This window comes from Dysosmobacter sp., from assembly GCF_052306735.1.
Lineage (GTDB): Bacteria > Bacillota > Clostridia > Oscillospirales > Oscillospiraceae > Oscillibacter.
Map to the genome: position 1 here is coordinate 51321 of NZ_DAWBAJ010000007.1, position 16456 is coordinate 67776.

Annotated in this window: 15 protein-coding genes; 6 read left to right on the top strand and 9 right to left on the bottom strand. The window is 56.2% G+C overall.

Annotated features, from left to right (window positions below; translation table 11 throughout):
• Positions 1–435: 435 nt before the first annotated feature.
• The 6 genes from ACT67G_RS03390 (at position 436) to ACT67G_RS03415 (ending at position 5956) form a co-directional block, all read left to right on the top strand.
• Positions 436–1656, top strand: coding sequence for an ABC transporter substrate-binding protein (locus ACT67G_RS03390; protein WP_443662990.1), 1221 nt, complete (start codon positions 436–438; stop codon positions 1654–1656).
• A gap of 128 nt (positions 1657–1784) precedes the next feature.
• On the top strand, positions 1785–2681 hold the full coding sequence (locus ACT67G_RS03395; protein ID WP_443662991.1) for a branched-chain amino acid ABC transporter permease: 897 nt from the start codon (positions 1785–1787) through the stop codon (positions 2679–2681).
• Positions 2678–3829 (top strand): branched-chain amino acid ABC transporter permease, encoded by a 1152-nt coding sequence (locus ACT67G_RS03400; RefSeq protein WP_443662992.1) that lies wholly within the window; start codon positions 2678–2680, stop codon positions 3827–3829. The genes ACT67G_RS03395 and ACT67G_RS03400 overlap by 4 nt, the downstream gene beginning before the upstream one ends.
• Entirely contained in the window at positions 3822–4595 is a 774-nt protein-coding gene (locus tag ACT67G_RS03405; RefSeq protein WP_443662993.1) for an ABC transporter ATP-binding protein, read from the top strand. The genes ACT67G_RS03400 and ACT67G_RS03405 overlap by 8 nt, the downstream gene beginning before the upstream one ends.
• Before the next feature lie 15 nt (positions 4596–4610).
• Positions 4611–5315: an ABC transporter ATP-binding protein gene (locus tag ACT67G_RS03410; protein WP_443662994.1), complete on the top strand. Its 705-nt coding sequence runs from the start codon at positions 4611–4613 to the stop codon at positions 5313–5315.
• 14 nt (positions 5316–5329) lie between these two features.
• Positions 5330–5956 (top strand): AAA family ATPase, encoded by a 627-nt coding sequence (locus ACT67G_RS03415; RefSeq protein ID WP_443662995.1) that lies wholly within the window; start codon positions 5330–5332, stop codon positions 5954–5956.
• Between the two features lie 112 nt (positions 5957–6068).
• On the opposite strand, the gene asnB is transcribed toward ACT67G_RS03415, so the two are convergent.
• The 9 genes from asnB to ACT67G_RS03460 form a co-directional block, all read right to left on the bottom strand.
• Positions 6069–7913 (bottom strand): asparagine synthase (glutamine-hydrolyzing), encoded by a 1845-nt coding sequence (gene asnB, locus ACT67G_RS03420; protein ID WP_443662996.1) that lies wholly within the window; start codon positions 7911–7913, stop codon positions 6069–6071.
• 574 nt (positions 7914–8487) lie between these two features.
• The gene (locus ACT67G_RS03425; RefSeq protein ID WP_443662997.1) at positions 8488–9327 is read right to left on the bottom strand and encodes a gamma-glutamyl-gamma-aminobutyrate hydrolase family protein; all 840 of its coding nucleotides are present in this window, start codon (positions 9325–9327) and stop codon (positions 8488–8490) included.
• Between the two features lie 263 nt (positions 9328–9590).
• Positions 9591–9968 (bottom strand): HEPN domain-containing protein, encoded by a 378-nt coding sequence (locus ACT67G_RS03430; protein ID WP_443662998.1) that lies wholly within the window; start codon positions 9966–9968, stop codon positions 9591–9593.
• On the bottom strand, positions 9961–10380 hold the full coding sequence (locus tag ACT67G_RS03435; protein WP_443662999.1) for a nucleotidyltransferase domain-containing protein: 420 nt from the start codon (positions 10378–10380) through the stop codon (positions 9961–9963). Before ACT67G_RS03435 ends, ACT67G_RS03430 begins: the two co-directional genes overlap by 8 nt.
• Before the next feature lie 202 nt (positions 10381–10582).
• Positions 10583–11578 carry a 4-hydroxy-2-oxovalerate aldolase gene (locus tag ACT67G_RS03440; protein WP_443663000.1) on the bottom strand — a complete coding sequence of 332 codons (996 nt, stop codon included), beginning with the start codon at positions 11576–11578 and terminating at the stop codon, positions 10583–10585.
• A 13-nt stretch (positions 11579–11591) separates the two neighbouring features.
• Entirely contained in the window at positions 11592–12806 is a 1215-nt protein-coding gene (locus ACT67G_RS03445) for an MFS transporter (protein ID WP_443663001.1), read from the bottom strand.
• Between the two features lie 81 nt (positions 12807–12887).
• A complete protein-coding gene (locus ACT67G_RS03450; protein ID WP_443663002.1) occupies positions 12888–14234 on the bottom strand; it encodes a sodium/glutamate symporter in 1347 nt (448 codons plus the stop codon).
• 32 nt (positions 14235–14266) lie between these two features.
• Positions 14267–15190 (bottom strand): hydroxyacid dehydrogenase, encoded by a 924-nt coding sequence (locus tag ACT67G_RS03455; protein ID WP_443663003.1) that lies wholly within the window; start codon positions 15188–15190, stop codon positions 14267–14269.
• Between the two features lie 221 nt (positions 15191–15411).
• Positions 15412–16269, bottom strand: a complete 858-nt coding sequence (locus tag ACT67G_RS03460) for a MurR/RpiR family transcriptional regulator (protein WP_443663004.1) — start codon at positions 16267–16269, stop codon at positions 15412–15414.
• Positions 16270–16456 lie beyond the last annotated feature (187 nt).

Here is a 16456-nt window from a genome sequence, read left to right on the forward strand (position 1 = left end):
CCCAAATGGGATTATAGAACCGGCGCTGTCACTTTGTCAAGAAGCAGTAACCCTGAGATGCGGAGTTCGCCCCATCCCGCAGGGTGTTGGAGGGCAATTTGACGTACCCGCGCCGCAGCGATTCCAGTTTGTTTCCAGCAGCACTCAGAAATCAAGTGAATCTTCAAAGCCTCTTTCTGCCCCGAAACACTCCCCCATTCCCACCAGCAAAACCCACTGCCGCTGCTTCAGCGGCCCTCCATTGTCGGTGCAGCCGTTCTCCGGTAGTACCAAACTTTTATGGAAAATGCAGGAATCTTTATAGCACTTTGGCGATTGACAAAACAACCAAGTCCATGTAGGTTTTTATTATGCACAAGGGAGTGCGAACGGAAATTCGTTCGCACTCCCCTTGTTGTTTAGGAGAAATCCACGGTATGAAAGGGAGGATTTATGATGAAAAAGAAGTTGTTTTTAAGTCTCTTGCTGGTAGCCTCCATGTCCCTCTCCCTGGCCGCCTGCGGCGGCACTTCCGGGTCTGAGGAAAGCGGCGGCGGTGACTCCGGAAGCGATGATCCCATCGTCATCGGATCCATCTCCCCCAACACCGGTTCCCTGGCAGCCTACGGCACTGGAATCATCACCGGTGTGGAGCTGGCAGTAGAGGAGATCAATGCCGCCGGCGGCATTCTGGGCCGCCAGGTGGAGGTCATCACCACCGACGACCAGGGCGATCCCACCGAGTGTCTCAATGCCTTCAACTCCCTGGTGGCTGAGGGCGTGGGCCTGATCATCGGCTCCGCCACCTCCGGCTGCACCAGCGCCATCACCGAGGCCGCCAACGAAGAGGAGATCTGCCTGCTGGCGCCCACCGCCACCGCCGACTCCGTCACCACCGAGGATGACTACATCTTCCGGGCCTGCTACGCCGACAGCTTCCAGGGCGCCATCGCCGCCGCCTACGCCAAGAAGGCCGGCTATACCAAGGTCGGCGTCGTGTACTGTGCCGCCGACGTCTACTCCAAGGGCCTGTACGACTCCTTCTCCGCCGCCTGCGAGGGCTACGGCGTGGAAGTGGCCGCTGTGGAGTCCACCGCTTCCCTGGACGTGCAGGACTACACCAACCAGTTTGCCGCCATGGCCAACGCCGGTGTGGAACTGGTATACGCTCCCTTCTACTATGACGTGGTTGGCCCCTACGTGATCCCCCAGGCCCGTGCCGCCGGCTACACCGGCATCATCATGGGCGCTGACGGCTACGACACCACCCCCGATTACGTGGTGGAGGGTGCCGACCTCTCTGCCTTCAACAACGTCTATTGGACCAACCACTACTATCCCGGTGACACCTCTGAAATCGTCCAGTCCTTCGTAACGGCCTACGAGGACAAGTTCGGCTCCACCCCCAGTGCCTTCGCCGCCACCGGCTATGACTGCATGTACATGTACAAAGCCGCTATCGAGGCCGCCGGTTCCACGGATTCTTCCGCTGTCCGGGACGCTCTGGCCGACACCTCTGCGGTGTATGAATGCGTCAGCGGCACCTTCTCTCTGGATGAGACCGGCACCCCCGTAAAGGGCGCCCCCATCATTTCCTTCGCCGCCGGCACGGACGAAGAGGGCAATCCCGCTGTCGTCACTTCCCTGGTGGAGGTTATGCAGGCATCTGATCTCTGATTTGGCAGCGCGTTCACACACTCCCGCTCACCATCCTGAGAAATCGGCTCTGCGATACAGCAGGGGCGGCGCTCCTGTGGGAGTCAGCCGCCCCTGTCTCTTTATCAAGAACTAAAGGGGGATCCCCAATGAGTACATTTATCCAAACCCTGATCGTGGGGCTGCGCCTGGGCAGTATTTACGCCCTGGTCGCCCTGGGCTACACCATGGTATACGGCATCATCCGCCTCATCAACTTCGCCCACGGCGATTTCATCATGGTGGGCGGCTATGCCATGATCTTTACCGTTCCGCTGGTGCTAGGCCTGGGATTGCCGGCCTGGGCCGCCGTGCTGGCCGCCATCGCGGTATGCGCCCTGGTGGGCATGGGCACAGAGCTCATCGCCTACCGCCCCGTGCGCAAGAAAGGCACCAACATGACTGCCCTGATCACCGCCATTGCCATGAGCCTGTTTCTGGAAAACCTGGCCCAGGCTATCCCCGCCATCGGACCAAACCCCAAGGTCTCCAGCCAGATCTTTGCCTCCGGCGGTGTGGATCTGGGAGGTGTCACCCTGGAATACACCACCATCCTCACCATCGTCATCGGTGCCCTGGTCTGCGCGGCGCTGTACCTCTTCACCCAGCGGACCCGGCTGGGCCGTGCCATGCGGTGCGTCTCCGAGGATAAGGAAGCAGCCACCATCCTGGGCATCAACGTCAACCACACCATCCTCTCCACCTTCGCCATCGGCTCCGGCCTTGCGGCGGTGGCGGCGCTGATGTATATGGCCCAGTACCCCAAGATCTACTCCACTATGGGCGTCCTTCTGGGATTGAAGGCCTTTATCGCCGCCGTACTGGGCGGCATCGGCATTTTGCCCGGGGCCATGCTGGGCGGTATCGTCATCGGCCTGGTGGAGTCCTTTACCACCAGCTACGTCTCCTCCAGCATGGCGGACACCTTTGTCTTTTTGATCCTCATCGTGGTGCTGATGGCAAAGCCTGCCGGCATTCTGGGAAAGAATGTGGGGGAAAAGGTATGAAAAAGAATACAACTGCGCAGGGCTACCTGCTCAATACCATCGTGTTGGTGGTGCTGTTCGTGGGCATGCAGGTACTGACCTCCGTTCTGGGCGGAAACAGTTCCTTCAAGCTGGTGCTGGCTCCCTGCCTGTGGCAGTGCTGCTACCTCATTATTCTGGCGGCATCGCTGAACCTGGTGCTGGGCTTCCTGGGCCAGCTGTCCCTGGGCCACTGCGGCTTTATGGCCATCGGCGCCTACACCGCCGCCCTGCTGAGCCTGGCCTGCGAGCGGGCGGAGGTGTTCACGGACAACGACCAGCCCGTTTTCCTGGTGGTGCTCTTTGCCTGCATCCTGGCAGGCGGTCTGCTCTCCGCTCTGGTGGGATTGCTGGTGGGCATCCCCGCCCTGCGGCTCAAGGGGGACTACCTGGCCATCATCACTCTTGGCTTCGGCATGATCATCGTCAACATCATCAACAACCTGCCCTTCTGCGGACAGGACGGCCTGAGCCTGGGCTCTGCCTCCGCCTCGCTGTATAAAAACGGCCTGGGCTTCGGCACCAAGGCCAAGGTCACCTTTTTGTGGGTGGCCATCCTGGTGACCATGGTGTGCATGACACAGATGTTCCTGTTTATCTGCTCCAAGCACGGCCGGGCCATCCGGGCCATCCGGGACGACGAGATTGCCGCCTCTGCCTCCGGCATCAACACCTCTTTCTATAAGGTGATGACCTTCGTATACTCCGCGTTTTTCGCCGGCGTGGCCGGGGCACTGTATGCCTGCGCCAACGCGACCCTTTCCACCTCCTCCTTTGCCTTTACCAACAGCGGTATCCTCAACTCCACCTTCGTAGTGGTGATGGTGGTGCTGGGGGGCATGGGCTCTCTCACCGGCTCCATGGTGGCCGCTGTGGTGATGTTCCTGGTGAACTACCAGATCAAAAACGGCGCCTGGGTGGAACTGCTGCCTGCGGCGGTGCAGGGTGTGTTCACCTACCCCATGCTGGTGTACGCAGCGGTGCTGATCGTGGTGATCTTGTTCCGGCCCAAGGGCATCTTCGGCACCTATGAATTCTCCCTCATCCATCTGGGCCGGGATCTGAAAGCGGCCCGGGCGGCAAAAGCCGCCGCCAAGGCGGAGCGAAAGGAGGCCAACATCCATGCCTGAGACCAGAACACCTGTCCTGGAAACCCGTAAGCTGGGCATCACTTTCGGCGGCCTCAAAGCGGTACAGGACTTCAATATCCAGATCTATTCCGGAGAGCTGGTGGGCCTCATTGGCCCCAACGGAGCCGGAAAAACCACCGTCTTCAACATGCTCACCGGCGTGTACGTCCCCACGGAGGGCACCGTGCTGTTAAACGGCGTCCCCCTCAACGGCAAAAAGGCCTATCAGTTCGTGGCGGCAGGGGTGGCCCGCACCTTCCAGAACATCCGCCTGTTCCGGCAGATGACCGTCATCGAAAACGTGAAGGCCGCCTTTACCAAGGACATCTCCTACAACCTGCTGGACGCCACCTTCCGCACCCCCAAATACTGGCGGACGGAAAAGGCCCTGACGGAGAAGGCCATGGATCTTCTTTCCATCTGCCGCCTGGAGGACAAGGCCGACGTGCTGGCCTCCAGCCTTCCCTACGGCCAGCAGCGCAAGCTGGAGATCGCCCGGGCTCTGGCCACGGACATGAAAGTGCTGCTGCTGGATGAGCCTGCCGCCGGCATGAACCCCACGGAGACGGCGGAGCTGCTGGAGTGCATCAACACCATCCGGGACCGCTTCGGCGTGGCCATTCTCCTCATCGAGCACGACATGGCCCTGGTGATGAACGTGTGCCAGCGGATCCAGGTCATCGACTACGGCCAAACCATCGCGGCGGGCCTCCCGGAGGAGATTGCCAAGAACCCCCGGGTCATCGCCGCCTATCTGGGCCAGTAAAGGAGGAGCGACACGATGCTGGAAATCAAGGACCTGAATGTCTTTTACGGCGCCATCCACGCCCTCAAGGGCATCTCTTTAAAGGTGGCGGACGGCGAACTGGTGTCCCTCATCGGCGCCAACGGCGCCGGCAAGACCACCACGCTGCACACCATCTCCGGCCTGCTGACCGCCTCCTCCGGCTCCATCACCCTGGACGGCAAAAACCTCCAGAAGGTCCCCGCCAACACCATCATCAGCCTGGGACTATCCCATGTGCCGGAGGGCCGCCATGTGTTTGCCCGCATGAGTGTGGAGGAAAACCTCCGCATGGGCGCCTACATCATCAAGGACCAGCGCAAGATCCAGGAAAATCTGGAAAAAGTCTACGCCCACTTCCCCCGGCTCAAAGAGCGCAGCCGCCAGCTGGCCGGCACCCTCTCCGGCGGCGAGCAGCAGATGCTGGCCACCGGCCGGGCGCTGATGACGGACCCCAAGATCGTGCTGATGGATGAGCCCTCCATGGGCCTGAGCCCCATTCTGGTCAAGGAGATCTTCGCCATCATCGAGGAGCTCCACAAAAGCGGTATCACCATCTTGCTGGTGGAGCAAAACGCCAAAATGGCCCTGGCGGTCAGCGACCGGGCCTACGTGCTGGAAACCGGCGTCATCTCCATGGAGGGTCCTGCGGCCCAGCTGGCCGCCGACGACCGGGTGCGCAAGGCCTATCTGGGTGCATAAGAAAGGAGGAGCCTATGGAACGATTTGTGATTACCGTGGCCCGGGAGACCGGCAGCGGCGGGCACGACATCACCCGCAAGCTGTCGGAGGCCCTGGGTGTACCCTATTACGACCGGGATCTGCTGCGGCTGGCCTCGGAGGTCAGCGGTATCCACGAGCGGCTCTTCGGCGCGGCGGACGAGCGCATCGGCCTGCGGCAGATGCTCTCCGCGGCGGAGAAGGTCTATACCGGGGAAATTCTGCCGCCGGACAGCGACGATTATATCTCCACCCGCAACCTCTTCAGCTTCCAGGCCAAGATCATCAAGGAACTGGCGGAAACAGAGAGCTGCATCATCCTGGGCCGGTGCGGCAACTTCTTACTGGCAGGACACCCCAACGTACTGCGGGTATTCATCCATGCCCCGGTTGAGGCCCGGGTGGCCCGGGTAGCATCCTACTCCCTGGCCTGGAGCCAGCGGGAAGTTGCCAAACACATCCGGGTGGAGGATCACCGTCGCTCCGCCTACTATCACTATTACACCGGCGAGGAGTGGCGGGACGCCGCGGCCTATGACCTGAGCCTGGACTCCGATGCCCTTGGGGAGGACGGCTGTGTGGAGATGATCCGCAAGGCCCTGCCCCTGTTTTTAAAAAGCTGATATCCCTCTCTCATACAGGACTGTCCCGGGTGTATGGCGAATTTCGCCGCACCCGGGACAGTCCGTTTCTGGAAGATTTGGGAAAAATCTGCGCCAGAGCGTGGGGTGACCGTCACCCCACCTGGTAGCGCTTCATCCACTCGTTCACCTGCAGCAGATAGGCGATCATCTGGGGGCCTGCCATCAGCTGGCCGAACCAGGGCTTGCCGTAATCCTTGGGTGCTTCCAGGAAGCGCCGCGCCTTTTCCATGTCCACAAAACGCAGAACCGGCGCCTCGGGATCCGCCATGACCGCTTGGAACTTTCTCACCAGGATCTGTTCATACCAGGGAGAATAGGGCTTGGGATAAGGGCTCTTCTTCCGCCACAGCAGTTCCGAAGGAAGGAGGTCTCTGCACGCCTCCCGCAGCAGGGCTTTCTCCATCCCGTTTTGATACTTCATCTCCCAGGGCACATTGTAGAGATATTCCACGATCCGGTGGTCCGCAAAGGGCACCCGGGCCTCCAGTCCCCAGGCCATGCTGGTGCGGTCCATCCGGTCCAGGAGCGTCTGCATAAACCAGCGGAGATTCAGATAGGACACCTCCCGCCGTCTCCGCTCCTCCTGGTTCTCTCCCGGCAGATGGGGAACTTCCCCCAAGGCCGTCTCATAACGGCTGCGCACATAGCCCTCCAGGTCCAGGCGGGAGATGGTCTCCTGATTCAAAAGAGCGGTCCGGGCACTCAGGTCGAAGGACCAGGGGAAGCCGTCGGCATTGAGCAGGTCCGGCCGGTAAAACCATGGATATCCGCCGAAGATCTCGTCGGCGCATTCCCCGGTCAGCGCCACCTTATTATGCTGGCGCACCCGGCCGCAGAAGTACAGGAGAGAGGCATCCACATCCGTCATACCGGGCAGATCCTTCATCCACACCGCCTGGCCCAGCAGCTCCGCCAGATCGGCTTCGTCGCACTCCAGATAGGTGTGATGAAGCGGATAGAGGGAAAGCACCTGATCCACATAGGGCCGATCCTGGGTAGGCTGAAAGGCGTTGGGTTGGAAGCACTCCTGATTATGGGTAAAATCAAATGAAAAGGTATGGAGATGTCCCCCCTGCTCCTCCAGAAAGTTGGAGGCCAGAGCCGTCACCACACTGGAGTCAATGCCCCCTGACAAAAAGCTGCATACCGGCACGTCGGAGACCATCTGCCGCCGGATGGAGTCCCGCAGGAGCCATGCTGTCTTTTCCACCGTCTCCGGATAGGTGTCCGTGTGTTCCCGGGCCTCCAGCGTCCAATAGGCGGTCTGGGTAAAACCCTCCCGGGAAAAGACGGCACAGTGTCCCGGCTTGAGCTCATACAGGTCTCGGAACACCCCGCAGCCGGGGGTTCTGGCCGGACCGATACCGAAAATCTCCCGGAAGCTGTCCAGATCCGCTTCCGGCGTCACCAGGGGATGCGGAAAAAGCGCTTTGGGCTCTGAGCCGAAGATCAGCGTATCCCCCTTGACCGTATAAAAGAGGGGCTTCACGCCCAGCCTATCCCGGTACAGCAGCAGAGCCTGCCTGTCCCCGTCCCAGATGGCAAAGGCGAAAATACCATTGAGCATTGTAACAAACGCCGGCCCATACTCCATGTATGCGTACAAAACCACTTCTGTATCGCTGGTAGTCTCAAACCGATAGCCCCTTTGAATCAGGTCAGCTGTCAGTTCCCCCGTGTTATACACCTCTCCGTTATAAACAATTCCATACTCCGCACCCTTGGCCCGGCGCAGCAACGGCTGCGCACCGCCGGACAGATCCCGGATGGAAAGTCTTGCATGAGAGAGCCCCACAGTTTCCCGCAGGTATTCTCCCGTCTGATCAGGTCCCCGGTGGGCGATCGCTTCCCGCATCTCCACCAGAACGTGCTGCCACCTATCTCTCTCATACAGAAAATTCTCCTGAAAATTGCAGAATCCTGCAATTCCGCACATGCAAACCACCTCACAATAAAATAATAAAGACGCCGCCCCATAGGGCGAGCGCCTTTGCTCCTGCAGTATATTGTATTCAGCAGTTTCCAATTTGTGTCGCGTTTTCCCCGTTGAAATTACACAGTCCCCTCTATCACGAAATGGTACACTTGTGCTGGAATCGCTGTATGATAGATTTTTTTCTTTTTCTATGGCAGAGGAAAAACAGGAAAGCGAATCCTGCCTCCACCTCTATCTTCTATGTGCGGAGGAATAACGCCCGTAGCATGAATCCGGTTACAAGTCTTTGCATGATTACCGTCATAGTCACCTTCTTGTATCCGCTCCGGCACACGGATCCCCCCATTGGTAACTTTGCTGCGGGGCCTGCGCGCTCAGTGTTTTTCCAACGATCCGTCAGACCGGGGACCGGAAAATTCTGTATCAATTTGAACACCCAGATGATAGGTCGCACATGGCCCCTCCTTCTTTTGACGGAAGGAATTCCCATAGGAACACGGTGGCTGTCGATCATCACTTTTATGTGTCAGTATTTCTGAAACGGCATTTCTCAACATGTATGACATAATGATTTTTAATATTGCGAATCCCCATTGAAACCCTTTACTGTTTCAAATGAAACCTCCAAACCAGGGAAACTGCGATAAATGCTACATGCTTTTCCCTTCTGCCTTACCTTAAACTTTTTATAATCAGCCTCCCGGATCAGAGGCTGCCGCAACAAACGCGGAGAAAATCTTCCGGCTGTTTTCATCGGTGCGGAAGGAAAACTCCGGGCGCCACTGCACCGCCCACACAAAGGTCTTGTCCGGCAAATACACCGCCTCCACCAGTCCATCCTCACTGCGGGCCATCTCCGCAAGGCCGGGGGCCAACATCCGGATCGCCTGGTGGTGGTAGCTGTTGACGCCCAGTTCTGTCCCAGCAATGCGACCAGTGGCGTCTCCGGCAGAATTGCCGCAGAATGTACCACCCGATTGTAGGGCGGATGCATAACGTGCGCCACCTCTGAGGGGTGCTCCGTGGGCAGGTCCTGATAGAGGGTTCCGCCCAGGCAGGCATTGAAGAACTGGATGCCTCGACAGATCCCCAGCATCGGCTTGTCCTGCTCCAACGCCTGGGTGAACAGGCGCTGCTCAAAGGTGTCCCGCTTTGCGCAGATCTCCCCGCAGGTCACACAAGGCTTCTCACCGTATAGTTCCGGGGAGACATCCTGCCCGCCGGTGAAGAGAAAACCATCACATCCATCACATAATGAAACAAGCTGCGAGATGCCGCCAGCGTCCTCCGTCAGGGACAGGGTAATGGGAAGAGCACCGGCCAGCTCCAGTCCCTCCAGATAGCCCGGCAGCATCCAGCAGGAGTCTCGGTCCCTGTCCCAGAGCGGCGTCACGCCGATGACCGCCTTTTTCATCACGCGCCTCCAAAAAATTCAGAAAGAGGAAAAGACGCACTCGAATACTCGAGTGCGTCTTTACACATTGGTACGCCCGGCTGGATTCGAACCAGTGGCCTACAGAGTCGGAGTCATCAGGCGGCCAAACGGGAAACCGTTGTGGCCCAGTGGTTTTGTTGGTTTTGGGCAAATTTATGGGGAATTACAGAAAATCCCCGGAGGCGTTGCGGTGCAATGCCTCCGGGGATTTTTTCGATAGTAGTCAAATAGTAGTCTGCGTATTATACTTTCAGCAGTGCCACCAGTTTCTTTGCTGCATCCATGCAATCCTGTGCCTCTGCTTCAGACACAGGCATATAGGAATCAGAGGGATAGCGAGTTTCAATGTAAAACTGGTTTACATAGGCGCAATCCCTAAGAGAGTTTTTCAGCGGCGCTCCAGAAGAAATCGCCTTTCTGCACAGAAACACGAGACTGTGTCCTTCCAGGAGTTCCCCTGTGTTTTTGAGGAGCCATCCCTTTAAGGTCTTCTCCATTGCCTGCTGGCAATGAAACGCGACCAAGTCATTGCCCCCTTCATGGGCCATCAGAATTTCCGCGCCGCGCAGATCCTGTGCTGCTTTTTCAAACCAATCCATGTACCGCAGACTGTCACCCATAGAGAACAATTCCCTCCTGATTCAACTTATGTGCAAAACTCTGGTAATCACTTACACACTGATTCCATTCTTCGGGTGTATAAAGCAAGAAGTCAATGGGAGTATCCGACTGCGTATCACAGTATAAATCTGTTAACAGCGCTCTTTTATTCGTGGTCGAGGCAATGACGCAAAGGTCAATATCACTTCTTGCAGTAGCTGTTCCCTTGGCCCGAGAGCCAAATAGCAGGATTTTCTCCGGCGCGCAAAGTTTGACGATCTGCTCTTGAATCTCTCGCAGTTCTTCCATCGCATCGCCCCCCTGACTTGTAATTCTTATTAAAGTATACCATAGAAAAAGCAGAAATAAAAGGTCATTTTCCTCAGATAGACGGGCAGGCTCCTCCTGCGGATGTCCTCTGGAACGTTTCATTGCGTTCACGCTTCCCAACGTGAGTTGTCGCTCTGCAGAGCTACCGAACATACGACGGTGCGTTTCTCTAAGCAGTTTTATCGTTGTAACTCCCAGCCTCTTAATTTGACCCGTCTGCAGGAGATCACCTATCTGATTGGATCTGATAAGCGTAAGGGGGCGTTACAGATAGCAAACCTGCAACGCCCCTTGATTATTTTCTTTAAGCCTTCAGCTTTCCAGCAACCTCCCGGAGCAGAGACTCCGGCGGATTTTTGCGGTCGATGGCGGAGACGTCCGCAATCAGCTTCAGCAAAGAAACTCCTTCTTCTTCAGCAACCTTCCGGAACATAGGCAGGAAGTTGGAGTGGCAGCCAGCCAAACCCAGCATCAAGTCCGTGGGATTAACGGCCACATGATAGCCATAAGGTACCATTGCCGGAATCAGCTCCTGATCCAGATAGTCCAGCAAGCTGTACAAATCCACATCCTGGAGGTATCCCTCCTTCTTCAGTGTGGCGGCAGCCAACTCTGTGGCGCAGTTGCCGGCGCTGCGGGCCATGCCCAACAGACCGCAATCGATCTCATCGGCACCAGCGGTCACCGCTGCCAGCGCATTGGCCTGGGAGAGGCCCAGATTGCTGTGCCCATGAAAACCCACAGGAATGGAGACTGCCTTCTTCAACGCGGTAACATATGCCGTGGCATCAGAGGGGAACATCGTGCCGGCTGAGTCCATAATGGTGATCTTGTCCACGCCGGCGTCCTGGAGCATTTTCGCCTCCGCAGCCAGTTCCTCCGGCGTAGATACATAAGCCTTCATCAAAGAGTAGCGGCAGATAAGTCCGGCCTCTTTCACCATGCGGACCGCCTCCAGAGAACCCTTGCCGTCACTGGCGTTGGCACCCACCCGTAAGAAGTTCAATCCGGCAGCAGCCGCAGCTTTTACCTTCTCCGCATTGGCGCACTTGGCCAGCATGAACATACCGATGCGGCCCTTAGGAAGATACGGTTTGAGAACTTCAAAGTACTCCTCATCTCTGGGGGCCTTGGTTGCTCCCGCCTGCTCATAGGCACCCAGTCCCTTGCAGTTACCCAGTTCGATGTCCACAATACCGGCCTTCAGCAGTCCCCGGACCATACTCTCGGTCAGTTCCAGAGAGAAACCATGACCCACCACATTACCGCCGTCTCGAAGGGTATTATCAAACAGATTCATGAAAAATTCCTCCTTAATACACTCTGTGTTTCTTTTGAATCTCATAAGCGCCCCAAAGAAGGCCCATTGCTGCAGCCAGCAAAAGTACCATCAGGGCATAAGCCAGCCGATAACTGCCTGTGTGATCAAAAATCAGGCCGGGCACCATGGTCAATATCATGCCGCCGGCCGCATAGGCTATCTGCAGCCATTTCAATACCCGCGGGTATTCCGCTCCACCGGCGAAATCTCCTGCCCAAAGAGGAATGCCCACAGTAGCCGGTGCCATACCGACCCCCATTAAAATCAGTGCCGCAAACAGAATCCAGCCATGGAACCCGTCCGCCATGCAGCAGAGAATACAGCCAGCCAACGCAGCAGCAAACAGCGCCAGCGGACCGTTGCGCCCTCCCAGCACATCAATCAGTTCTCCGCATACCAGTTTCCCGAAGGTCAGGGACAGTCCAAATGTGGACACCGCCAGGGAAACCAGGCTCATCTCATATCCCTGTGCCGCAAAGTGGGCAGAGAAATGACCGGGCGCCGAGGTTGCTACCGCCCCGATCAAAAAGCAACTGACCAAAGCCCACTCAGCTCCAGGCCGCCGTCCGCCTTCGGATCGTGTCTGTTCCTGGGACTTCTCACAGTCGCTCCCCCCATAAGGCTCCAGTCCTATGGAAGCCGGGAAATCCCGAACCAAAGCAACCAAGAGCAGCCCCACCGCGGCAACAAAAATCGCCTGAAAGCGGAAGGCAACTGAAACACCCCAGGATTCAATGATCCATGTGATCAATGGGGAAAACAGGGTAATGCTGATGCCGGATCCTGCGGCACATATCCCCACGGCGACTCCACGCCGTTTGCTGAACCATCGTTTCATCAAAATTCCCACCGGAATCATGGTCCCAAGGCCGTACCCAATTCCACTGGCAGCAGCAGCTGCGTCGAACATCCAGGCTGTCCGGGAAACACCGTAGAGGAAAAAGGCTCCAGCGGTAATCCCACAGGTAACGGTCAAGCCCATCCGCATGGAGAGCTTGCGATAAAACGGTTCTGCCAACAACATACCCGCAATTCCAAACAAGCAGCGGATGGCAAGCAACGCCGACGTCTGGGCTCCTGACATTCCCTGCCGTTCCAAAAAAGGCAGATACACAGGAAACACGCCGTTGCAAAAGCCCATGGTGCAAACCATCAGCAATGTACAGGAAAGGCAGATCAACCATCCATAGTGTATGCGCTTATCCATGGTTGCCTTCTCTTTTCAAGGAGTGTGCGGGGCGGAGGTGCGGATGCACCACCGCCCCTGGGAAATTGTTATTTATATAGTTCAGCTCTTGCGTCGGATCACCAGTTCACCGAACAGCAGGCACGCAATGGTCACCGCAGAGCCGATACCCACCGGAATCCACTGGGACTGAGCCGCTAAAATCGGCAGCAGTGCCGCCAAAGCCGATGTGACCGGTGTCACACAACCAAGGGCAACGCCAAAGGCTTCCCAACTGGTAGACTTGTGATCGGAATCCACGCAGCGTGCCAGTGCCAGGCCGCTGGGAGTAGAGCCGTGTCCCTGGCCAAAGGCCATCAGGCACAGCTCAAACCACTCTTTCTTCATCCAACGGCGGACCAGGAACACGCAAATGAACGTCATCAGGGCAATGATGCACACCATGTGGATCAGAATGGGCGCCAGGAAGGACGCAAACAATTCCAGATTCAATGTTGCAGTGGCAGAGCAAATGCAGATTTCCAGCGCTACACCGGAAATATTGTCCACCGCCTCTTTGTCCGCATAGCCGTCCAGATGCGTCTTACACATGATGGCCCAAACGATGGCCGCGCCCACAATACCATAGAGCAGAGCGGGGATCATACCCATAACGGTAGCCACCGGCTCCACAGGAACCTTTGCCAGGTTGGTGAAAATCATCTTGCCCAACCACATGCTCAGCAGCACGAAGCAAAGCTGCAATGCCAGGCCGTTGACTGCATCAGAGGAAACCGTAGCGTGACCCAGGGGTTTTTGTTGCTCCTTTGGAATCAGAGCGCTGATGGTAACCTTCTCGCCCACAGGCTTTTTGAGCAGATTGGTGGCCCATCCCTTGCGGACGCCAAAGTTGACCACCGCCATACCGGCCACCATGGCTACAATCAGCCCAAGCGTTGCCAAAATAATGCCCAAGCTCAGCATTCCGTTGATACCGAGATCTTCAAAAAGCGTACCAGCCGTGGTGGCAGCACCGTGTCCTCCCCAGTAAGTAAAAACAGTCATAACGCCCCAGCTATACGGCAGGTCTGTCCAGATCTGGCTGAGACCGATACCAACCAGGGTGCCCACAACCATCTGGGCAAAATACGTAAGAATGATCAGATTGATGGCGCCGGCATAGCTCTTGATTTTACCGGCGTTGAGCACCGTACCGAACATGGTGCAGGTGAGCACCACGTTGATCATGGGCGTTGCCATGCCCGACCAGGTGGAGGGGATATCGATGATGCCTAGTACCTGCGGCCCCAGAATCAGTGCCAAAGCTCCTCCCACCAGGCCAGCAGGCAGAAACAGTTTCTGCAGCGGCTTGATCAACTGGCGCAGAACCAGGCCGACTAACAGAAATACCAGCAAAATCGCAAGATCGTCTACCGCGACGGAAAAAACGTTACCAGCGGAAATTTCCATAGTATTTTTCTCCTCCCACTACTGCTCTCTTTTTACGGAACCGGATGGATCGGGGGCTTTCCGGCCAGGACGTTCAGAGTCTCTTCCACCACCTCCGTACCGGCCTTACGCAGGGCATCCTCCGTGTTACCCCCCAGGTGCGGCGTAGCGCTGAAGTTTTCCAGCTGCAGCAGCTTATTCTCACCAGTTGGCGGTTCATTGACAAAGGTATCGCAGGCAGCGGCCTTCAGCTTTCCGCTGACCAGCGCATTGTAAAGATCTTCTTCGTTGATCACAGCGCCCCGGGCCGCATTGACAAAGACTGCACCTGGTTTAAAGTGATTGAAGAGATCACCGGAGATCATGTTCTCCGTGCTCTTGACCAGAGGCACATTGATGTTCACCATATCGGATCTCTCCAGCAGTTCCTCCAGGGTCTCCACCTTTTCAAATCCCCGGCTGGCAGCCTCCTCGGCGGAGATGAAGGGATCGTACCCCAAAACTTTTGCCTGGAAGCCTGCGCTCATGATGCGGGCAATCCGCTGGGCGATATTTCCCATGCCGATCTGACCAAAGGTCTTTCCCATGATCTCCGTCCCCATGAAGTTTCGGGGAGCGATGGTCTTGAACTCTCCCCTACGGCATTTGAAGTTGGCCTCCACAATGCCACGCTCCAGAGCCAGGAACAGTCCCACCGTCATTTCCGCCACAGAGTCTGCATTGGCAGTGGGCGTGTAAATCACCTGAATGCCCCGCTCTTTGGCTGCTTTCACATCGATAGTATTCACGCCGATGCCGTGCTTGGCAATGACCTTCAGCTTTTTCGCTCGGTCCATCATCTCTGCGGTAACCGGAATATTCCGCAGAATGATCGCATCGATGTCCTCAATGTGATCGAAATTATCAACGACCGTGGCATGTTCCCGCAGCTTTTTTGCCGCCTCAGGATAAATGTACTCGCTTAAATAGACAACCATAAATGTTCTCTGCCTCCTCTTTGCTGGTGACCTTCTCTTCGGCCGTAAGAGAAGTGCTCATTTCTTTCTATATCTGCATGTTGTAACCACTACCTAAATGATATATCGAAGCATTCATTTCTGTCAATTGATATTTTGAAGTAAATACAACATATTTTTTGTTTAAAAAAGCAAAAGGGCGGGTTTTCACCCGCCCTTTTCTGTCCAGTTTGTCACGTCCTTCACAATCGAAGTTCCTCGGTCAGCAGATCCCGCTCTTTCGCTGTCCCTTGGTATTCCTCGGTCCGCTGCTGGGCAATCTTCGTAATCAAATATTCAGAAATCATGTTAACCGCAGCTGTGGAATTGAAAAAACTCATCTGCTTAACCTCCACAACCAAAAGCACGTCCGCAAGCTCGGCCAGCGGCGACAGAATACTGTCCGTCACAACAATCAAAGAGGCGTTCCGCTCCCGGCAGAGTTTTGCCAACCGCAGATCACTTTTGTAGTAACGACTCAGGGAGAAAAACAGCATACAGTCTTCGGCCGAGATATCCTGCACCAGACCGATTCCCCCCGGCCCTTCATCGGAAACAGCTGTGACATGATCCAGCAGAAACCTCATCAGCCAGGCACACTGAATCCCGATCCCAAGACAGCCGCGAAAGCCCACGATATAGCGGTGCTTGGCGGAAATCAATCGGGAAACTGCCCGGTCGAACAGTTCTTCTCCATTTTGCTGAAAGGTTCGCTCCTGATTATACCGCATCACTTTGATATAATCTTCCCGAGAGCCTTTTCCTCCGTATTTGCTGCGGTTAATCTCGTACCGCTCTGACAGGGAAAGGCCACTGCTTCCACCGGAGGCCTGCATAGCCAGGCTATTGTAAATGTCATTCTTCAGATCTGTAAAGCCGTCATAACCGATGGCTCTGGCAAAACGAATAATGGATGCGTCACTGACCCCGATTTCCCTAGCTACCTCCATGGAGGAACACATACCAACGCGCTCCGGATTGCGAATGAAATAGTCTGCAATCTTCTGCTGTGCCTTTGTTAAAGTAGCGTGCTTCACCCGCTCCACAATCACATTTTCCATACAGGCCTCCATGTGTGTAGTTTTTACGATTATACAGCATAATTTGACGTATGTCCATCACATGTGCCGTCTGTTTGTATTTAGCTCTGAACATACGGTGACCCCTTTCAGCTCCGAAGCAATGTTTGATTCCCTCGATTGCCATCGCAGCGAAAACACGTTCATTTTCACATAGAGCAATCGTCTT

Coding starts and splice junctions, on each gene's coding strand:
- ACT67G_RS03390 (WP_443662990.1), top strand. CDS start 436: ATGAAAAAGAAGTTGTTTTTAAGTCTCTTGCTGGTAGCCTCCATGTCC.
- ACT67G_RS03395 (WP_443662991.1), top strand. CDS start 1,785: ATGAGTACATTTATCCAAACCCTGATCGTGGGGCTGCGCCTGGGCAGT.
- ACT67G_RS03400 (WP_443662992.1), top strand. CDS start 2,678: ATGAAAAAGAATACAACTGCGCAGGGCTACCTGCTCAATACCATCGTG.
- ACT67G_RS03405 (WP_443662993.1), top strand. CDS start 3,822: ATGCCTGAGACCAGAACACCTGTCCTGGAAACCCGTAAGCTGGGCATC.
- ACT67G_RS03410 (WP_443662994.1), top strand. CDS start 4,611: ATGCTGGAAATCAAGGACCTGAATGTCTTTTACGGCGCCATCCACGCC.
- ACT67G_RS03415 (WP_443662995.1), top strand. CDS start 5,330: ATGGAACGATTTGTGATTACCGTGGCCCGGGAGACCGGCAGCGGCGGG.
- asnB (WP_443662996.1), bottom strand. CDS start 7,913: ATGTGCGGAATTGCAGGATTCTGCAATTTTCAGGAGAATTTTCTGTAT.
- ACT67G_RS03425 (WP_443662997.1), bottom strand. CDS start 9,327: ATGAAAAAGGCGGTCATCGGCGTGACGCCGCTCTGGGACAGGGACCGA.
- ACT67G_RS03430 (WP_443662998.1), bottom strand. CDS start 9,968: ATGGGTGACAGTCTGCGGTACATGGATTGGTTTGAAAAAGCAGCACAG.
- ACT67G_RS03435 (WP_443662999.1), bottom strand. CDS start 10,380: ATGAAACGTTCCAGAGGACATCCGCAGGAGGAGCCTGCCCGTCTATCT.
- ACT67G_RS03440 (WP_443663000.1), bottom strand. CDS start 11,578: ATGAATCTGTTTGATAATACCCTTCGAGACGGCGGTAATGTGGTGGGT.
- ACT67G_RS03445 (WP_443663001.1), bottom strand. CDS start 12,806: ATGGATAAGCGCATACACTATGGATGGTTGATCTGCCTTTCCTGTACA.
- ACT67G_RS03450 (WP_443663002.1), bottom strand. CDS start 14,234: ATGGAAATTTCCGCTGGTAACGTTTTTTCCGTCGCGGTAGACGATCTT.
- ACT67G_RS03455 (WP_443663003.1), bottom strand. CDS start 15,190: ATGGTTGTCTATTTAAGCGAGTACATTTATCCTGAGGCGGCAAAAAAG.
- ACT67G_RS03460 (WP_443663004.1), bottom strand. CDS start 16,269: ATGGAAAATGTGATTGTGGAGCGGGTGAAGCACGCTACTTTAACAAAG.